The sequence below is a fragment of the Paracoccus sigandri genome, from assembly GCF_003709565.1.
GTDB lineage: Bacteria > Pseudomonadota > Alphaproteobacteria > Rhodobacterales > Rhodobacteraceae > Paracoccus > Paracoccus siganidrum.
Map to the genome: position 1 here is coordinate 72,920 of NZ_QNRC01000017.1, position 15,981 is coordinate 88,900.

Consider the following 15,981-nt stretch of genomic DNA (forward strand, 5'->3'; position numbering starts at 1 on the left):
TCCAGGGGAGAGCAGCCATGTATGCACAGCTTGTGAAGTCCGAAGGGGCGAAATCGCGCGATGAGATGTCGCCCGAGGAGATCGCCTTCCAGGAACGCATCGACCGCGGCGAGAAGATCGAGCCCAAGGAATGGATGCCCGAGGGCTATCGCAAGACGCTGGTGCGCCAGATCGGCCAGCACGCCCATTCCGAGATCGTCGGCCAGCTGCCCGAGGGCAACTGGATCACCCGCGCCCCCACGCTCGAGCGCAAGGCGATCCTGCTGGCCAAGGTGCAGGACGAGGCGGGCCACGGGCTCTATCTCTATTCCGCCGCCGAGACGCTGGGGGTCAGCCGCGACGAGCTGCTGGAAAAGCTGCACAGCGGCAACATGAAATATTCGTCGATCTTCAACTATCCGACGCTGAACTGGGCCGATATCGGCGCGGTCGGCTGGCTGGTCGACGGCGCGGCGATCATGAACCAGGTGCCGCTGCAACGGACCTCCTACGGCCCCTACTCGCGCGCGATGATCCGCATCTGCAAGGAAGAGAGCTTCCACCAGCGGCAGGGCTACGACATCATGATGAAGATGGCCGCCGGCACGCCCGAGCAGAAGGCGATGGCGCAGGATGCGCTCAACCGCTTCTGGTATCCGTCGCTGATGATGTTCGGCCCGTCCGACAAGGACTCGGTCCATTCGGCGCAGTCGATGGCCTGGAAGATCAAGATCAACACCAATGACGAGCTGCGCCAGAAATTCGTCGACCAGACCGTGCCGCAGGCCGAATATCTCGGCCTGACCATCCCCGACGAGAACCTGCGCTGGAACGAGGAAAAGGGCGGCTACGACTTCAGCGAGCCCGACTGGTCCGAATTCTTCGCCGTCATCGCCGGCAACGGCCCCTGCAACAAGGAACGGCTTGGCGCGCGGGTCAAGGCCTGGGAAGACGGCGAATGGTTCCGCGAGGGGCTGATGGCCCATGCGCGCAAGGAAGACGCGCGCCGCGCCGCCGCCAAGGTCGCGGCCGAGTAACCGGCCCTACATCCTGAACCGACGGGCGCGGCCAGCGCCCGCCCCCTCATCCACGATCGGGAGGAAGCAAGACATGTCCAGCGAATGGCCCCTGTGGGAAGTCTTCATCCGCGGCCAGCACGGCCTCAATCACCGCCATGTCGGCAGCCTGCACGCGCCGGATGCCGAAATGGCGATCCGCAACGCCCGCGACGTCTATACGCGCCGCAACGAGGGCGTGTCGATCTGGGTGGTCAAGTCGAACGACATCACCGCCTCGTCGCCCTCGGAAAAGGGGCCGCTGTTCGAGCCGTCGAACGCGAAGGTCTATCGCCACCCGACCTTCTTCGACATCCCCGAAGAAGTGGGGCACATGTAAGATGACCTCGCTTCCCGACATGACCACCCCGAATGTGGCAGGGCTTGCGCGCGATGCGGCGGCCCATGCCCGTCCCGTCGATGTGCCGACCCCCGATGCCGGGCAGGAGGCCGTCTTCGAGTTCCTGCTGCGCATCGGCGACAACGCGCTGATCCTGGGCCATCGCGTGTCCGAATGGTGCGGCCATTCGCCGGTGCTGGAAGAGGATATCGCGCTGGCCAACCAGGCGCTGGACCTGATCGGGCAATGCCAGCTGTGGCTGGGCCTGGCCGGCGAGATCGAGGGCAAGGGCCGCAGCGCCGACAACCTCGCCTATCTGCGCGACGCCTGGGACTTCCGCAACGCCCTGCTGGTCGAGCGTCCGAACGGCGATTTCGGCCAGACCCTGATGCGGCAGTTCCTGTTCGACGCCTTCCATATCGAGCAGCTGCGCGCGCTCAAGGCCTCGGCCGATCCCCGCGTCGCGGAAATCGCCGCCAAGGCCGAGAAGGAAGCGGCCTATCACCTCGAACGCTCGGCCGATCTGGTGATCCGTCTTGGCGACGGGACCGAGGAAAGCCGGGCGCGGATGCAGGCGGCGCTGGACCTGCTGTTCCCCTATACGGGCGAGCTGTTCCTGGACGACGCGACCGACGAGGCCGTGGCCGAGGCCGGCATCGCGCCGCTGCCCTCCAGCCTGAAACCGGCATGGGAGCAGACCGTCGCGGCGGTGCTGGACGAGGCCACGCTGATCCATCCGGGCGAGGTCTATCAGCACAAGGGCGGCAAGCGCGGCGTTCATTCGGAATATCTGGGCTTCATCCTGGCCGAGATGCAGTTCCTGCAGCGCGCCTATCCCGGCGCCACCTGGTAGAGGCCATGCAGGGTGCGACCCAACCCGATGTGGCCGAGGTCTGGCGCTGGCTGTCGGAAGTGCCGGACCCCGAGATCCCGGTGATCAGCCTGACCGACCTGGGCATCATCCGCGATGTCGAATGGCAGGGCGACACGCTGGTCGTCACCGTCACGCCCACCTATTCGGGCTGCCCGGCGACGACGATCATCAACCTCGACATCGAGAAGGCGCTGCGCGACCGGGGTATCGAGAAGCTGCGGCTGGAACGCCGCCTCTCGCCGCCCTGGACCACGGACTGGCTGACCGAGGAAGGCCGCGAGAAGCTGCGCGCCTACGGCATCGCCCCCCCGGTCGACGGCACCGCCGCCGATGGAAGGCTGATCGGACGCGCAGCGCGGCTGGCCGGCACCTCGAACCTGGTGATCGCCTGCCCGCGCTGCGGCTCGACCCAGACCCAGAAGGTCAGCCAGTTCGGCTCGACCCCCTGCAAGGCCAGCTATCGCTGCAAGGACTGCCTGGAACCCTTCGACTATTTCAAGTGCATCTGAGAATGCCACCGGCACAGGAAACCTGACAAAATGGCACGCTTCCATCCGTTGACCGTCACTGACGTGCGCCGCGAAACCCGCGATGCGGTGGTCGTGACGCTTGCCCCCCGCGACGAAGACCGCGCGCTCTTCGACTTCACGCAGGGCCAATACCTGACCTTCCGCCGCGCCTTCGACGGCGAGGAGCTGCGCCGTTCCTATTCGATCTGCGCGGGCACCGACGAGGGCGTGCTGAAGGTCGGCATCAAGCGCGTCGATGGCGGCGCCTTCTCGACCTGGGCGAACGAGAACCTGGCGCCGGGCGATCAGATCGACGCCATGCCGCCGATGGGCCGCTTCTTCACCGAGATCCAGCCCGACAGCAGCCGCCACTATCTGGGCTTTGCCGGCGGCTCGGGGATCACGCCGCTTCTGTCGATCATCAAGACGGTGCTGGCGCGTGAGCCCCATGCGCGTTTCACGCTGGTCTATGCCAACCGCCAGATCAACACGATCATGTTCCGCGAGGAGCTCGAGGACCTCAAGAACCTCCATCTCGGCCGTTTCTCGGTCATCCATGTGCTCGAATCCGAGGGGCAGGAGATCGACCTGTTCACCGGCCGCATCGATGCCGAGAAGATGGCGGCGCTGTTCGAACGCTGGATCGACGCGAAATCCGTCGACACCGCCTTCATCTGCGGCCCCGAGCCGATGATGCTGGCCATCGCCGCGTCCTTGCGCGACCACGGGCTGGACGACAGCCGCATCAAGTTCGAGCTTTTCGCCAGCAGCCAGCCGGGCCGGGCCAAGGCGCGGGCGGTGTCGAAGGACGCCGCCGCCGCGGGCGCGGGGGTCGAGGCCACCGTCACGCTGGACGGCGTTACCCGCAGCTTCACTATGCTGCGCGACGGGCAGTCGATCCTGGATGCCGCGATCGAGGTGCATATGGACGCGCCCTATTCCTGCAAGGCCGGCGTCTGCTCGACCTGCCGCTGCAAGGTGCTGGAGGGCGAGGTCGAGATGGCGGTGAACCACGCGCTCGAGGATTACGAGGTGCGGGCCGGCTATGCGCTGTCCTGCCAGGCGATGCCGTTGAGCGACCGCGTGGTCGTGACCTTTGACGAATAGGGGAGGGGGCAGCATGTCCGACACCATGAACCTCGAGGACTATCTTGCGCAGGGCGGAGTCCTGACCGCGCCCGGTAACGTGCCCGCCCGCTATCGCGGCGAGCTGATGCGGCTGATGGCATCCTTCGTCGACAGCGAGCTTGCCGCCTCGGCCGGTTTCGCGAATTCGATCAACTTCGCCCCCGCCATCAAGGAGCGCATCGCCGCCAGCCGGATCACGCTGGAAAAGGCCGACCATGCCGAGCGGGTGCTGAACGTGATGGGCAGCTTCGGCACGGATACGCGCCGCTACCAGTCGCAGCATGACTGGGCGGCGCGGGTGCCGCGCGACGCCGATCTGGGCACGGCGCGGCAGGGCGGCGACATGCGCCTGTCGGTGCTGCACTATCCGATCACCGGCTGGACCGACGCGGTGGTGATGAACGTGCTGCAAGGGCTGGCGACCGACGTGCAGATGACCGAGCTGACGCGGGTTTCCTACGGCCCGCTGGCCGAGGTCTTCCGCGAGATCGCCCCGCGCGAGGCCCGCCATGCCGAACTGGGCCTCGAGGGGCTGGAACGCATCGCGGCGACCGAGGACGGCAAGGCCGAGGCGCGCGAGGCGATCGCCTATTGGCGCCCGCGCGTGGCCGCCGGTTTCGGCGTCGCCGGGTCGGCGCGCTACGAGACGCTGAAGAAATTCGGCCTGCGCCACCTGCCGAACGAGGAGCTGCTGGCGCGCTGGGAGGCGCTGGCCTCGGAACATCTGGCCAGGTTCGGCCTCTGACGACCGGCGGCGAGGGGGAACAGGCCCTCGCCCTGCCAGGAAACAACGAAGGAAACGCATATGAACGCCCCGGCCCGCCGCACCGCCCCGCGCCGTCTTGAAAGCTATGTCTGCGGAGAATGGACCCCCGGCCAGAAGGAGGGCCAGCAACTGCTGGACGCGGCGACCGGCGCGCCGGTCGCCTGGATCGATTCGACCGGCCTCGACTTCGCCGCCGTGCTGGACCATGGCCGCAAGCTGGCGGGACCGGCGCTGCGGGCCATGTCCTTCCACGAGCGCGCCGGGATGCTCAAGGCGCTCGGCCTCGCGCTGATGGAGCAGAAAGAGGAATTCTACGCCGAGAGCTTCCGCACCGGCGCGACGCGCAGCGACGGGTGGGTGGATATCGAGGGCGGCATCGGCACCATGCTGACCTTCGCCTCGAAGGGCCGCCGCGAGCTGCCCAACACCCGCGTGCTGACCGACGGCGACGTGGAACTGCTGTCGCGCGACGACAGTTTCAGCGCCCAGCATATCCTGACCCCGCTGCACGGGGTGGCGGTGCATATCAACGCCTATAACTTCCCGGTCTGGGGGATGCTGGAAAAGATCGCGCCGACGCTGCTGGCCGGGGTGCCCTGCGTGGTCAAGCCCGCCTCGCAGACGGCCTATCTGACCGAGCTGGTGGTGCGCCGCATCGTCGAGACCGGCATCCTGCCCGAGGGCGCGCTGCAACTGATCTGCGGCTCGGTCGGCGATCTTCTGGACCATGTGACCGGGCAGGACGCGGTGACCTTCACCGGCTCGGCCTGGACCGGGCGCAAGCTGAAGGCGCATCCGGCGGTGATCACCAATTCGACGCGCTTCACCATGGAGGCCGACAGCCTCAACGCCGCGATCCTCGGCCCCGACGCGGTGCCGGGCACGCCGGAATTCGACCTCTTCGTGAAGGAGGTCGCGCGCGAGATGACGGTGAAGGCCGGGCAGAAATGCACCGCGATCCGGCGCGTCATCGCACCCCGCGCCAGCGTCCAGGCGCTGGTCGAGGCGCTGCGGGACCGCCTTGGCAAGACCGCGCTCGGCCTGCCCGATGCCGAGGGCACGCGCATGGGCCCGCTGGCCTCGCTGGACCAGCGCGACGAGGTGCGCGACCGGATCCGCGAATTGCAGGCCGTGGCCGAGATCGTCGCCGGCGATCCCGACGACGTGCGGCTTAGCTCGGGCGACGGGGCGGCGGGCGCCTTCCTGAACCCGGTGCTGCTCTATGCCGACCAGCCCTTCGCGGCCGGCGCCGTCCACGAGGTCGAAGCCTTCGGGCCGGTCTCGACCGTGCTGCCCTATGACGATCTGGACGAGGCGATCACGCTGGCGCATCTGGGCAAGGGCTCGCTGGTGTCCTCGGTCTTCACCGACGACAAGGCGGTGGCCGAGCAGGTGGTGCTGGGCGTCGCGCCCTTTCACGGCCGGGTGCTGATCGGCAACCGCGCCTCGGCGAAAACCTCGACCGGCCATGGCTCGCCCCTGGCGGGGCTGGTCCATGGCGGGCCGGGGCGTGCCGGCGGCGGCGAAGAGATGGGCGGCATCCGCGGCGTCAAGCATTACATGCAGCGCACCGCCGTTCAGGGCGCGCCGCGGCTGCTCTCGGCCGTGACCGGGCGGTGGATCGAGGGCGCCGATGCGCAGCAGGGCATCCACCCGTTCCGCAAGTCGCTGGCCGAGCTGCGGATCGGCGACCAGCTCGTCACCGCCGCGCGCGAGGTCACGCTGGAGGATGTCGAGCATTTCGCGCATTTCACCGGCGACACCTTCTATGCCCATATGGACAGCGAGGCCGCGAAGGCGAACCCGTTCTTCGAGGACCGCGTGGCGCATGGCTACCTGATCGCCAGCTTCGCCGCGGGTCTGTTCGTGGACCCGGCGCCCGGCCCGGTGCTGGCCAATTACGGCGTGGACAACCTGCGCTTCCTGACGCCGGTCTATTTCGGCGACACGCTGCAGGTGCGGCTGACCTGCAAGGAGATCAACCCCCGCGCCAATGCCGAACATGGCGAGGTCCGCTGGGATTCCCGCGTGACCAACCAGCACGGCGCGGTCGTGGCGCAATATGACGTGCTGACCATGGTCGCCAAGACCTGGCCCCCGGCCCCCTGATGGCACGCATCTATTCCTGGGACGGCATCGTGCCGGTGATCGACCCCATGGCCTTCGTCCATCCCGAGGCGGTGGTGATCGGCGACGTGATCATCGGCCCGGCGGTCTATGTCGGTCCCTGCGCGGTGCTGCGCGGCGATTTCGGCCGGATCGTCCTGCATGAGGGCAGCAATGTTCAGGAAACCTGCGTGTTTCACAGCTTTCCCGGCAAGGACGTGGTGGTCGAGCAATCCGGCCATGTCGGCCACGGGGCGGTCCTGCATGGCTGCCATATCGGCCGCAACGCGATGATCGGCATGAACGCGGTGGTCATGGACGAGGCGGTGGTGGGCGAGAACAGCATCGTCGCCGCCATGGGTTTCGTGAAGGCCGGCGCGCAGATCCCGTCGAATTCGCTGGCGGTCGGATCGCCCGCCCGAGTGGTGCGCGAGCTGTCGGCCGACGAGATCGACTGGAAGCGGCGCGGCACGGCCATCTACCAGCGCCTGGCGATCGAGGCCGGCGAAAAGGTCGCCCCGGCCGAGCCCCTGACCGCGGTCGAACCCGACCGCCGCCGGGCCGAGGCCCCGGCCTATGATCCGCTGGTCCTGTCGCGGGCGGGGTTCCAGGGGACGGGGTGAGGGACCCTCAAGCTGCGATGCGGGAAGCGCCCGGCGACGTCGATCCAAGCAAGCCGGGGCCGAATATTCATGTCCTCTGATCGCAAAGATGGTCGCAACCATGTCCTCCAGCCGCCGGGCCACGACCTGCGCGTGATCGGGCCGCGCGCGGAGGCGGACCGGCTGCAACGCGGGCTTCACTGGCGCCCGCATCTGGTGTCGGCCTCATATGACAGCAATGTCGCGGCCCCCTGTTCGTTCCGCCCGCAGAAAAGCCGGAACCGTTTCAGACGGAAATTGCCCCGGGTTGATTTCGGCCGCCCATTTCTCGCCCTTTCGCCTGTTTCTCAGCATGCGCGAGGCGATATCCGTCATTCCCGATCGCGACGAGGCGCGTCATTTCCGGCCATGGTATCTCTCGCCTGTCTGGCCGCAGCATCCGCCCCAGCGAATATTCGCGGGCATCCTGAAAGCCATGGAGCGAGTGGAGGATTCCCCGCCTGATCTGCCGCTCGAACGATTGGGATATGAAATTCTGGACGGCGATGGCAGCAGCGTGACCCACACCTGTTACGATGCGGTTCCTGTAGACCCGGAACGTCTTGGCGCATCGGCTGGTCGCTTGGCGGTCGGCGGGAAGTGGCTTCTGGCCATTGATCGTGTGATCCATCCGTGCTGGCGGAACAAGTCCTGATGAGGCGGACGGCGCGAGGAAGGCAACGCGTGGGGCCGGGCCAGCCGACATGCCAGGCCCAGGGCGTGAGAACAGCCGCTGGCGATGATCTCCGCGGCCGAAGTCTTCGCCCCGACGCTCGAACATCCGCATTTCTGAAAACTTCCTGGCTCCGCCGTTCCCGCTCGCGAATAGGGTCTTTGATGCTGTGCCGCCGCCGGTAACCTTTCCCTTCCTGCTGATCATGATCGGCGTCGCGATCATGCGGGCGCTGTTCCCCGGCATCGTCACCTTCCTGCCCGACCTGTTGCTGGGCTGATCTCGTCTCCTGCCGGCGCCCCCATCCTTCCTGCGCGGCGCCGGGTTTGACGGCATCTTCCGTTATCGCTATCAGTTTCCTGGGACAGGCAGATGCGTCGGCAAGGCCCGTCCAGATCCGTTCCCGCGCCCGTCCGAAGCGGGAACTCTGCCCTGCAATTGCCCAGTCCGGAGCAGCGAAGAAGAATGAAACCTGAAACGTCAATCGGCTTGATCGGCCTTGGAACGATGGGTGCCGCGCTGGCGCTGAACATTGCCGAGAAGGGCTTTCCCATCGCGGTCTGGAACCGCACCGGCGACGTCACGCGCCGCTTCCATGCCGCCGCCGGCCCGCTGGCCGAGAGGATCGTCCCGACCGAAAGCCTTGCCGAGCTCGTCGCCGCCATCGCGCCGCCGCGCGCGATCATCCTGATGGTGCCCGCCGGCCAGGCGGTGGACGACCAGATCGCCGCGCTGGCGCCGCTGCTTTCGCCCGAGGATCTGGTGATCGACGCCGGCAATGCCAATTTTCACGACACCAATCGCCGTGCCGCCTCGGGTCTGCCGATGCGCTTCCTGGGCATGGGCGTTTCGGGCGGCGAGGAAGGCGCGCGGCATGGTCCGGCCATCATGGGCGGCGGCGCCCGCGCGGACTGGGATCGCATCGCCCCGGTCATGGAGGCCATCGCCGCCCGCGCCGAGGACGGCACCCCCTGCGCCACCTGGATGGGCGAGGCCGGCGCCGGCCATTTCGTCAAGACCGTCCATAACGGCATCGAATATGCCGACATGCAGATGATCGCCGAAACCTACGGCCTGATGCGCGACGGGCTGGGCATGGCTTCCCCCGCCATCGGCGAGACCTTCGCCGCCTGGAACGAGGGCGTGCTGAGATCCTATCTGATCGAGATCTCTGCCGCCGTTGCGCGCGCCGGCGATCCTGCGACCGGTGCGCCGATGCTGGACGTGATCCTCGACACGGCGGGCCAGAAGGGCACGGGTCGCTGGACCGCCATCGAGGCACAGCACCTGGCCACCCCGGTCCCGGTGATCGAGGCGGCGGTGATGGCCCGCAACGTTTCGGCCCGCATCGACGAGCGCCGGGCGGGCGAGGCGCGTTTCGGCTCCGGCCCGCAGCGCCTGGCGGTGGAGCTTGCCAGCCTGGAAGCGGCGCTGATCGCGGGCAAGATCCTGTGCTATGCGCAGGGTTTCGCGATGATCGAGATCGCCGGCCGCGCCTTCGGATGGCACCTGGACCTGCCGGCCATCGCACGGGTCTGGCGCGCCGGCTGCATCATCCGCTCGGCCATGCTGAACGACATGGCCACCGCGCTGGCCGAGGATTCCGCGCGCAACCTGGTGCTGGCGCCGTTCTTCGCCGAAAGGCTGCAATCCGCCGTTCCCGCCTTGCGCCGGATCGTGGCGCAGAGCGTGCTGCACGGCCATGCCTTGCCCGCCCTGGCCACGGGCCTGGGCTGGTTCGACCTGATGCGCACGTCGCGCGGCACGGCGAACATGATCCAGGCGCAGCGCGACTTCTTCGGCGCCCATGGCTTCGACCGCCTGGATGGGCGGGACGACCACGACGGTCCGTGGAAGATGGGCGGGGAGAGTTCGACCGTTACCGCTGCGAGATAGGCGGCGGCCGCCGCCGATATTCCCGCCCGGCCCGATCTGCCTTCCGTCGCGCTGCGACGGCGCCAAAGGGGCCGGGCTGGGAAGGGTCATCGGCGAGTGCTGGAACCATTTTCGAAGCCGCAGGATATGCCGAAGGTTGAAACAGAAAGCCGCTGCTGCTGACAAACAGGATCGGCTGGATCAGATCCGTGGCAGTCGGCGGCCGCTCATATGGCCCGTTCAGCCGATTGCGAAACGCCGCCCATCAACGGGCCGCGCCGTTCCGTGCATCACCATCGCCATCACAAGGACAAGGCGAGCGTTTCTTCGAGAACATGCCCGCTTCTGACGCCTGTTGCAAACCGGTCAGCTTCGGCGGTCCATCGCAGGGGGCGGGCCGCCGATGCCGGCAACCATGCCGACGGTGGGGGCAAGCGTCCGGCAACGGTCGAGCCCATCATCGGTTTCGACGCCGTGATGAAGACGCAGGCATGCCTGGCGACCTGGTTCGAGGTGAATGGCGCGACACTCGTTCGGACGGCATTCGTTAGCGGGCTGTCCGGCGTCGTCACGCTGGAGGCGGATGGCGAGTTGCAGGCAACGGCGCTGGAGATCGAGGACGGAAAACTCGCCGCAATCCATGTCGTGCGAAACCCCGACAAGTCGAGGCTCCCGCGTCAGGCCCGGCACTGATCCATGTCCCCATGCCGATGGCAGTTCATCGACGTGACATGTGCATCCGCGGCCCAAGGGGACCCCGACAACCTGTCGGGCCGATCGCGCGATCAGGCGGGAATATATGTCAGCCTGATCACGTCCTCGCCGATCCGGTCGCTCGCCGTCAGGCGCAGCGGCGGGCAGGGGCCCGCGAAGAACGGCTTGCCGCGACCCAGCACCACCGGATGGAAATAAAGCCGATATTCGTCTATCAGGCCAAGCTCGGTCAGGCTTTGCGCCAGGTCCGGCCCGGCGATGTCGATCTCTCCGTCATGCTGCGCCTTCAGCCCGCGGATCGCCGCCTCGATATCGTCCGAGACAAGCGCGGCATTGGGACCGACCGATGTCAGCGAGCGCGACACGACCCATTTCGGCTGGCGCTGCCAGGCCTCGGCGAAGTCGCGATCCGCAGGGGTCCATTCGGGATGGTCCTCGTCCCAATAGCGCATGATCTCGTAGATGCGGCGGCCGTAGAGGCTGCCCGCCAGGCCGCGCACCAGCTGGGTCCAGTGCTGAAACAGCGTGGGATAGGGCGCGAAGGCGTCGTGATCGACATAGCCGTCCAGCGACAGGTTCATTCCGAAGACGAGCTTTGCCATGTCGGCGGATCTCCTCCCCAGGTTCATCGGAAAGGCTTGTCGCGATGCTATGCAGAAATGACCTTCGTGACAATCCGGCCGCTGCTTGGCGCGGTTCGACCGGCCCGCCCCGGCGCCATCGATTGCATGGAGGCCAGTGCGATCAGCCTTTCCGAAAGCCGCACAGGAAGCGGAAGATCGTGAAACCTGCCGCGACGGCATAGAGGAAGCCGCCGATGAACAGGATGCCGTAGACGGCAGCAAAGAGATCGCGGTCCTGTTCGTAGGTATGCGGCTCCAGCGCTGCGGAAAAGACGAATATCGAGATGAGATAGCCGATGGCGTATCCCAGCAGCCCACATGCGGGCAGAAGCGCGACCAGCCCGACGAAAAGGAGCGCGATTTTCTTCGGCATGGCGCCTCGCTAGAAATCCGTCAGGTGATCGAGCGAGAACCTGTCGGAACCGCTTTCGCAGATGTGCCAGTCCTTCTCGGCATTGGCCTCGTCGCGGCGGCCGTGGCACCAGCCCCGTTCGTTCAGCGCCAGCCCGTAGATGATCATCGCCTTGCAGGCGACGACCACCTCGACGTCGCGGCTCGGGTTCCTGAGGCACAGGTCGCCGGCATCATGGTGAAGCTCCTTCAGCCGGTCGTCGCTCTCGGTCGCCTTGGTGAAAAGCCGTTCATCGGCCTGGGCGGGCAGGTGACTGCCGGCCGCCGCGATCATTGCCATGAGGCCAAGCATGGTCAGGCGCAATGGGACCTCCTCCGCATCCGAAAAAGTCGCCTATGCCGGGCTCATATCACAGCCGGGCCTTCGGCGACACAGCCCCGCCATTTGCACGCTGCCTTGGGCAATTCACAGCCGACGGCCTTTGCCGGCCTGCCGGGCGGATCGACACGGGGCGCGGTTCCGCATAAAAGAGAATTAATGATTCTCTTATGGAGACGGTCATGAAGACCGAGCAAACCGACACCGCCGACCTGCCGCTGATCGATCTGGACGCGACGGCCCAGGCCGAGATGGTCGGGACCGGCGCGGCGACGCCGATGGACCTGCTACGGGCCGCGATCACGCGATGCGAGGCGCTGAACCCGGCGCTGAACGCCCTGGCCTCGCTGGATGCCGACGCCGCCCGGCAGCGCGCGGAACGGCTGGCACCGGGGGGCGTCTTCCATGGCGTCCCGACCCTGCTGAAGGACCTGCTGGCCTGGCCCGGCCTGCCCATCGGGCTGGGCTCGCGGCTGATGGCGGGACAGGTGGCGCCGCAGGGCTCGGCCTATACCGAGGCGCTGGAGGCCGCCGGGCTGGTCGTGCTGGGCAAGACCACGACCTCGGAATTCGGGCTTCTGGGCACGACCGAGCCGCTGGCCACGGGCGCCACGCGCAATCCCTGGGACCCGACGCGCTCGACCGGCGGCTCGTCGGGCGGCGCGGCGGCGGCGGTGGCTTCGGGGATGGTGCCGGTGGCACATGCCTCCGACGGCGGCGGCTCGATCCGGGGACCGGCGGCGCTTTGCGGGGTTTTCGGCTTCAAGCCGGGGCGCGGGCGGACCAGGCCGGCGGGCATCCCGCCCGAGGCGCCGCTGGCGGGGATCCTCAGCGATCACTGCCTCAGCCGCACGGTCCGCGACAGCGCGACATGGCTGCGCGCGACCGAGGCGGAGGGGCTGCCCGATCCGCTGCCCGGACCCGCCGCGCTGGCCGGCGATCCGCCCGCCGGGCTGCGGATCGGCTGGTTCGCGCAAGACTGTTTCGGCGCGCTGCCCGAACCGGAGGTGCTGGCCGGGCTGGAACAGACCGTCGCGCTGTGCCGATCGCTTGGCCACCAGCTGGTTCCGGTCGAGGGGCCGCGACTGGACCGCGCGGTTGCGGGCCAGGCGATGTTCGACCTGATGGCGATGACGACGGCGGGCATGATCGACATGCTGGCGCCGGGGCTGGAAGACGCGGCCGACCTGCTGGAACCCTATACGCGCTGGCTGGCCGATCACGGGCGCGGCTTGGCGCCGTCGCGCATCGGCGAGGCGATGCAGGTGATCGCCGCATCCGGCGCGGCGCTGACGGCCTGCCTGGATGGGCTCGACCTGCTGCTGTCGCCGACCATCCCCTTCACCGCCTTTCCGCTTGGCGCCTTCGCGCCCGGCACCGCCAACAAGGTGCTGCGCGCCCATTTCGAGCGCAGCGCGGCCTATACCGCCCCGGCCTCTCTGGCCGGCTGCCCGGCAATGTCGGTGCCGCTGCATCTCGCCCCGTCCGGCCTGCCGGTCGGCAGCCATTTCACCGCCCCGGCGGGCGGTGACGCGCTGCTCTTCCGCCTTGCCTTCCAGCTTGAACGGGCGGCCCCCTGGCTGCCGCGCCTGCAGGCCCTGTCGCGGAACCTGGCATGGCGCAGGTCCTGAAGGAGGAACTGCGGGCGCGGATCCTTCGGGCAGCGGGGTCGGAATTCGCCGCCCGCGGCTTCGCAGCCGCGCGGCTTGCCGATATCGCCCGGCAGGCGGGGACGACGGCCAGCAATCTCTACAAATACGCGCCCGACAAGGAGGCGCTGTTTCTCCAGGCCGTCCCGCCGCAGCTGGCCGCCCGCCACATGAAGCTGCTGCGCGCCCGCCTGGCCGGCTTCGAGCAGGGCGAGGCCTGGACTTCGCTGACCGCCGAGGGCTCAGGGGCGGCGGCGGCGTTGCTGGCCTTCTGGGCCAGCCATCGCCACGCCGTGGCGATCCTGTTGAGCAATGCCCAGGGCACCCGCTACGAGCCCCTGCGCGAGCGAATGATCGTGGAAATGACGACCCGCGCCCTGCAACGCTTTCCGCACGGCGGCGATCCGGCGCTGGCCTTCGTGCTGCGCCGGATCCTTTCGGGCACGCTGGACACGATCTCCGCCATCCTGCGGGAATACGAGCGCCCCGAGGACATCCGCAAGGCGATCCGCCATTTCTGGCGCTTCCAGCTGGCCGGGCTGCAGGCCCTGCTGGTCGAGGGAAGCCGGGAGAAGGGCTGAATGCAGGTTAAGGGCGGGCGCGGCGGGAAGGCGGCCCCTTGCGGCCATTCGGCCGCAGTGCCAAGCTGCGCAGCTTTTCCAGCAGCCGCCATATATTTGCCCGGTCATTGCGCGCCGTCCGGGACATTCCCGTCATGCCCCGCTAGGTTGCCCGGCATGACCCCGCCCGGAAAGAGACCGAAAGCATGACGATCACCAACCAGGATGAGCTTGACGGGCTGAAGGGTATCGGCCGGATCGTCGCCAACACCATGCAAACGATGGCCGGGGCGATGGAGCCCGGCATGACCACCCGGGAACTGGACGAGATCGGCCGCACGCTGCTGGCGCGCGAGGGCGCCGTCTCGGCACCGCAATCCGCCTATGATTTCCCCGGCGCGACCTGCATCAGCGTGAACGCGGAAATCGCCCATGGCATCCCCGGCGACAGGGTGATCGCGGCGGGCGACCTGGTCAATATCGACGTATCGGCCTCGAAGAACGGCTATTTCGCCGATACCGGCGCGACCTGTCGCGTCGGGCCGGTGCGGCCTTCGCTGGATCGGCTGTGCCGCGACGGCAGGCGCGCCATGCAGATCGGCATTGCGCAGGTCGGCAGCGATCGGCCGCTCGCCGGCATCGGCAGGGCGATCGGGCGCTTTGCCGCGGGGCGCGGCTACACGCTGATCCGCAATCTGGCCAGCCACGGCGTCGGGCGGGCCTTGCACGAATATCCCGAGGACATCCCGACCTGGCCCAGCCGCACCGAGAAACGTCGCATCGACAAGGGGCTGGTGCTGACCGTCGAGCCGTTCCTCTCGGCCGGCGGGCTTTGGGCGACCGAGGGGAATGACGGCTGGACGCTCTACAGCGAGCCCTCGGCCCCGGTCGTGCAATATGAGCACACCGTCGTCGCGACGGATCGCGGGGCGATCGTCGTTACTCTTCCAGGTTGAGCGTGGCCAGCGATCCGCCGGCTTCGGACGGGAGGTCCTGTCTCAGACCGGTTTGTCGCCTCGCCTCTGATAGTTGATAAGCATATGGAAAATAAATAAAAAAATGCGCAAAGAAATGGTGGCGGTAAGAGGTTCGCCCCCTGACGTCTTCGGTGTAAAGCCTGGAACTGCTTTGTCACGCCAGCGCAGTTCATGACACTGAAACGCACGAGAATGCACGTTTTCAGATGTCAGGTGAACCAACCGAAATGGGCGGCAACGGCGCAGGGAGGTCCAATCTCGCTAAATTGGGTTAAATTTGGCACTGGTGACCGGATGGTGACCGCGAGCCGCCTATTCAAGTGGAAACGATACGATGCGTCCGGGGGTAGCCGATCCTTCGTCCGGAAATTCTATCGCTCCAAAGCCATTCCTGCTGACCTGCCCGCCGGAAGTTCCCTCGCCGTGATGTAGAGTCTGCCCAATCTGAAGGAGCAGACGAGATGAGGAAGAGCCGTTTTACCGATGAAGAGGGGACCGTGGCCCCAGTAGGGCCGCGTAAGCCCCGATGAACAGATTATCGGGATGATCAAGGAGCAGGAGACTGGTTTGCCCACGTCCGAGCTTTGTCGGAAGCATGGGCTGAGCCCCGCGACATTCTACAAGCTGAAGGCGAAGTATGGCGGCATGGACCTGTTGAGAACGGCGGTGCGAAATTAGTCCACGGAAGCGGCGGCTTGGTGCTGCTGCGGGCGGTGTAAAAGTCGTCCACCTTTTCCCTTTCTGCGGTTGCCGGGAGGGCGGGAGGATCTACAGCGTGGAGC

General features: G+C 67.2%; 17 protein-coding genes and 1 pseudogene. 15 read left to right on the forward strand and 3 right to left on the reverse strand.

Annotation, left to right across the window (positions count from 1 at the left end; all coding sequences use genetic code 11):
* Positions 1-17: 17 nt before the first annotated feature.
* The 11 genes from paaA (at position 18) to C9E82_RS24560 (ending at position 10,639) form a co-directional block, all read left to right on the forward strand.
* A complete protein-coding gene (gene paaA, locus C9E82_RS15555) occupies positions 18-1,016 on the forward strand; it encodes a 1,2-phenylacetyl-CoA epoxidase subunit PaaA (RefSeq protein WP_119896614.1) in 999 nt (332 codons plus the stop codon).
* A 73-nt stretch (positions 1,017-1,089) separates the two neighbouring features.
* On the forward strand, positions 1,090-1,374 hold the full coding sequence (gene paaB / locus C9E82_RS15560; RefSeq protein ID WP_119896613.1) for a 1,2-phenylacetyl-CoA epoxidase subunit PaaB: 285 nt from the start codon (positions 1,090-1,092) through the stop codon (positions 1,372-1,374).
* Between the two features lies 1 nt (position 1,375).
* Positions 1,376-2,227 (forward strand): 1,2-phenylacetyl-CoA epoxidase subunit PaaC, encoded by an 852-nt coding sequence (gene paaC, locus C9E82_RS15565; protein ID WP_119896612.1) that lies wholly within the window; start codon positions 1,376-1,378, stop codon positions 2,225-2,227.
* Positions 2,228-2,232: 5 nt separating this feature from the next.
* Complete coding sequence (gene paaD, locus C9E82_RS15570; RefSeq protein WP_119896611.1) at positions 2,233-2,757, forward strand: 1,2-phenylacetyl-CoA epoxidase subunit PaaD; 525 nt, start codon at positions 2,233-2,235, stop codon at positions 2,755-2,757.
* 30 nt (positions 2,758-2,787) lie between these two features.
* Complete coding sequence (gene paaE / locus C9E82_RS15575) at positions 2,788-3,864, forward strand: 1,2-phenylacetyl-CoA epoxidase subunit PaaE (RefSeq protein ID WP_119896610.1); 1,077 nt, start codon at positions 2,788-2,790, stop codon at positions 3,862-3,864.
* Positions 3,865-3,877: 13 nt separating this feature from the next.
* On the forward strand, positions 3,878-4,630 hold the full coding sequence (locus C9E82_RS15580) for a Phenylacetic acid catabolic protein (protein ID WP_119896609.1): 753 nt from the start codon (positions 3,878-3,880) through the stop codon (positions 4,628-4,630).
* A gap of 60 nt (positions 4,631-4,690) precedes the next feature.
* Complete coding sequence (gene paaZ, locus C9E82_RS15585) at positions 4,691-6,760, forward strand: phenylacetic acid degradation bifunctional protein PaaZ (protein ID WP_119896608.1); 2,070 nt, start codon at positions 4,691-4,693, stop codon at positions 6,758-6,760.
* Positions 6,760-7,380, forward strand: a complete 621-nt coding sequence (locus tag C9E82_RS15590) for an acyltransferase (RefSeq protein ID WP_119896607.1) — start codon at positions 6,760-6,762, stop codon at positions 7,378-7,380. The genes paaZ and C9E82_RS15590 overlap by 1 nt, the downstream gene beginning before the upstream one ends.
* Positions 7,381-7,711: 331 nt before the next feature.
* Entirely contained in the window at positions 7,712-8,053 is a 342-nt protein-coding gene (locus tag C9E82_RS24120) for a hypothetical protein (protein ID WP_183154093.1), read from the forward strand.
* A gap of 483 nt (positions 8,054-8,536) precedes the next feature.
* Positions 8,537-9,967 carry an NADP-dependent phosphogluconate dehydrogenase gene (gene gndA, locus C9E82_RS15595; RefSeq protein ID WP_119896606.1) on the forward strand — a complete coding sequence of 477 codons (1,431 nt, stop codon included), beginning with the start codon at positions 8,537-8,539 and terminating at the stop codon, positions 9,965-9,967.
* Between the two features lie 210 nt (positions 9,968-10,177).
* A complete protein-coding gene (locus C9E82_RS24560; protein ID WP_183154094.1) occupies positions 10,178-10,639 on the forward strand; it encodes a sigma-70 family RNA polymerase sigma factor family protein in 462 nt (153 codons plus the stop codon).
* A gap of 92 nt (positions 10,640-10,731) precedes the next feature.
* Here the strand turns inward: C9E82_RS24560 and C9E82_RS15605 are convergent, their stop codons facing one another.
* The 3 genes from C9E82_RS15605 to C9E82_RS15615 form a co-directional block, all read right to left on the reverse strand.
* On the reverse strand, positions 10,732-11,262 hold the full coding sequence (locus C9E82_RS15605) for a dihydrofolate reductase family protein (RefSeq protein ID WP_119896605.1): 531 nt from the start codon (positions 11,260-11,262) through the stop codon (positions 10,732-10,734).
* Positions 11,263-11,404: 142 nt separating this feature from the next.
* On the reverse strand, positions 11,405-11,656 hold the full coding sequence (locus tag C9E82_RS15610; RefSeq protein WP_119896604.1) for a hypothetical protein: 252 nt from the start codon (positions 11,654-11,656) through the stop codon (positions 11,405-11,407).
* A gap of 9 nt (positions 11,657-11,665) precedes the next feature.
* Complete coding sequence (locus C9E82_RS15615) at positions 11,666-11,974, reverse strand: hypothetical protein (protein WP_183154095.1); 309 nt, start codon at positions 11,972-11,974, stop codon at positions 11,666-11,668.
* Between the two features lie 221 nt (positions 11,975-12,195).
* Here C9E82_RS15615 and C9E82_RS15620 point away from each other — a divergent pair, with 221 nt between their 5' ends.
* From C9E82_RS15620 to C9E82_RS15635, 4 genes and pseudogenes are all read left to right on the forward strand, one after another.
* A complete protein-coding gene (locus C9E82_RS15620; RefSeq protein ID WP_119896658.1) occupies positions 12,196-13,644 on the forward strand; it encodes an amidase in 1,449 nt (482 codons plus the stop codon).
* Positions 13,629-14,243 carry a TetR family transcriptional regulator gene (locus C9E82_RS15625; protein ID WP_119896602.1) on the forward strand — a complete coding sequence of 205 codons (615 nt, stop codon included), beginning with the start codon at positions 13,629-13,631 and terminating at the stop codon, positions 14,241-14,243. Before C9E82_RS15620 ends, C9E82_RS15625 begins: the two co-directional genes overlap by 16 nt.
* 185 nt (positions 14,244-14,428) lie before the next feature.
* The gene (map, locus tag C9E82_RS15630; protein ID WP_119896601.1) at positions 14,429-15,178 is read left to right on the forward strand and encodes a type I methionyl aminopeptidase; all 750 of its coding nucleotides are present in this window, start codon (positions 14,429-14,431) and stop codon (positions 15,176-15,178) included.
* Positions 15,179-15,733: 555 nt separating this feature from the next.
* Positions 15,734-15,853, forward strand: a pseudogene (locus tag C9E82_RS15635) (transposase); the annotation flags it as partial.
* Positions 15,854-15,981 lie beyond the last annotated feature (128 nt).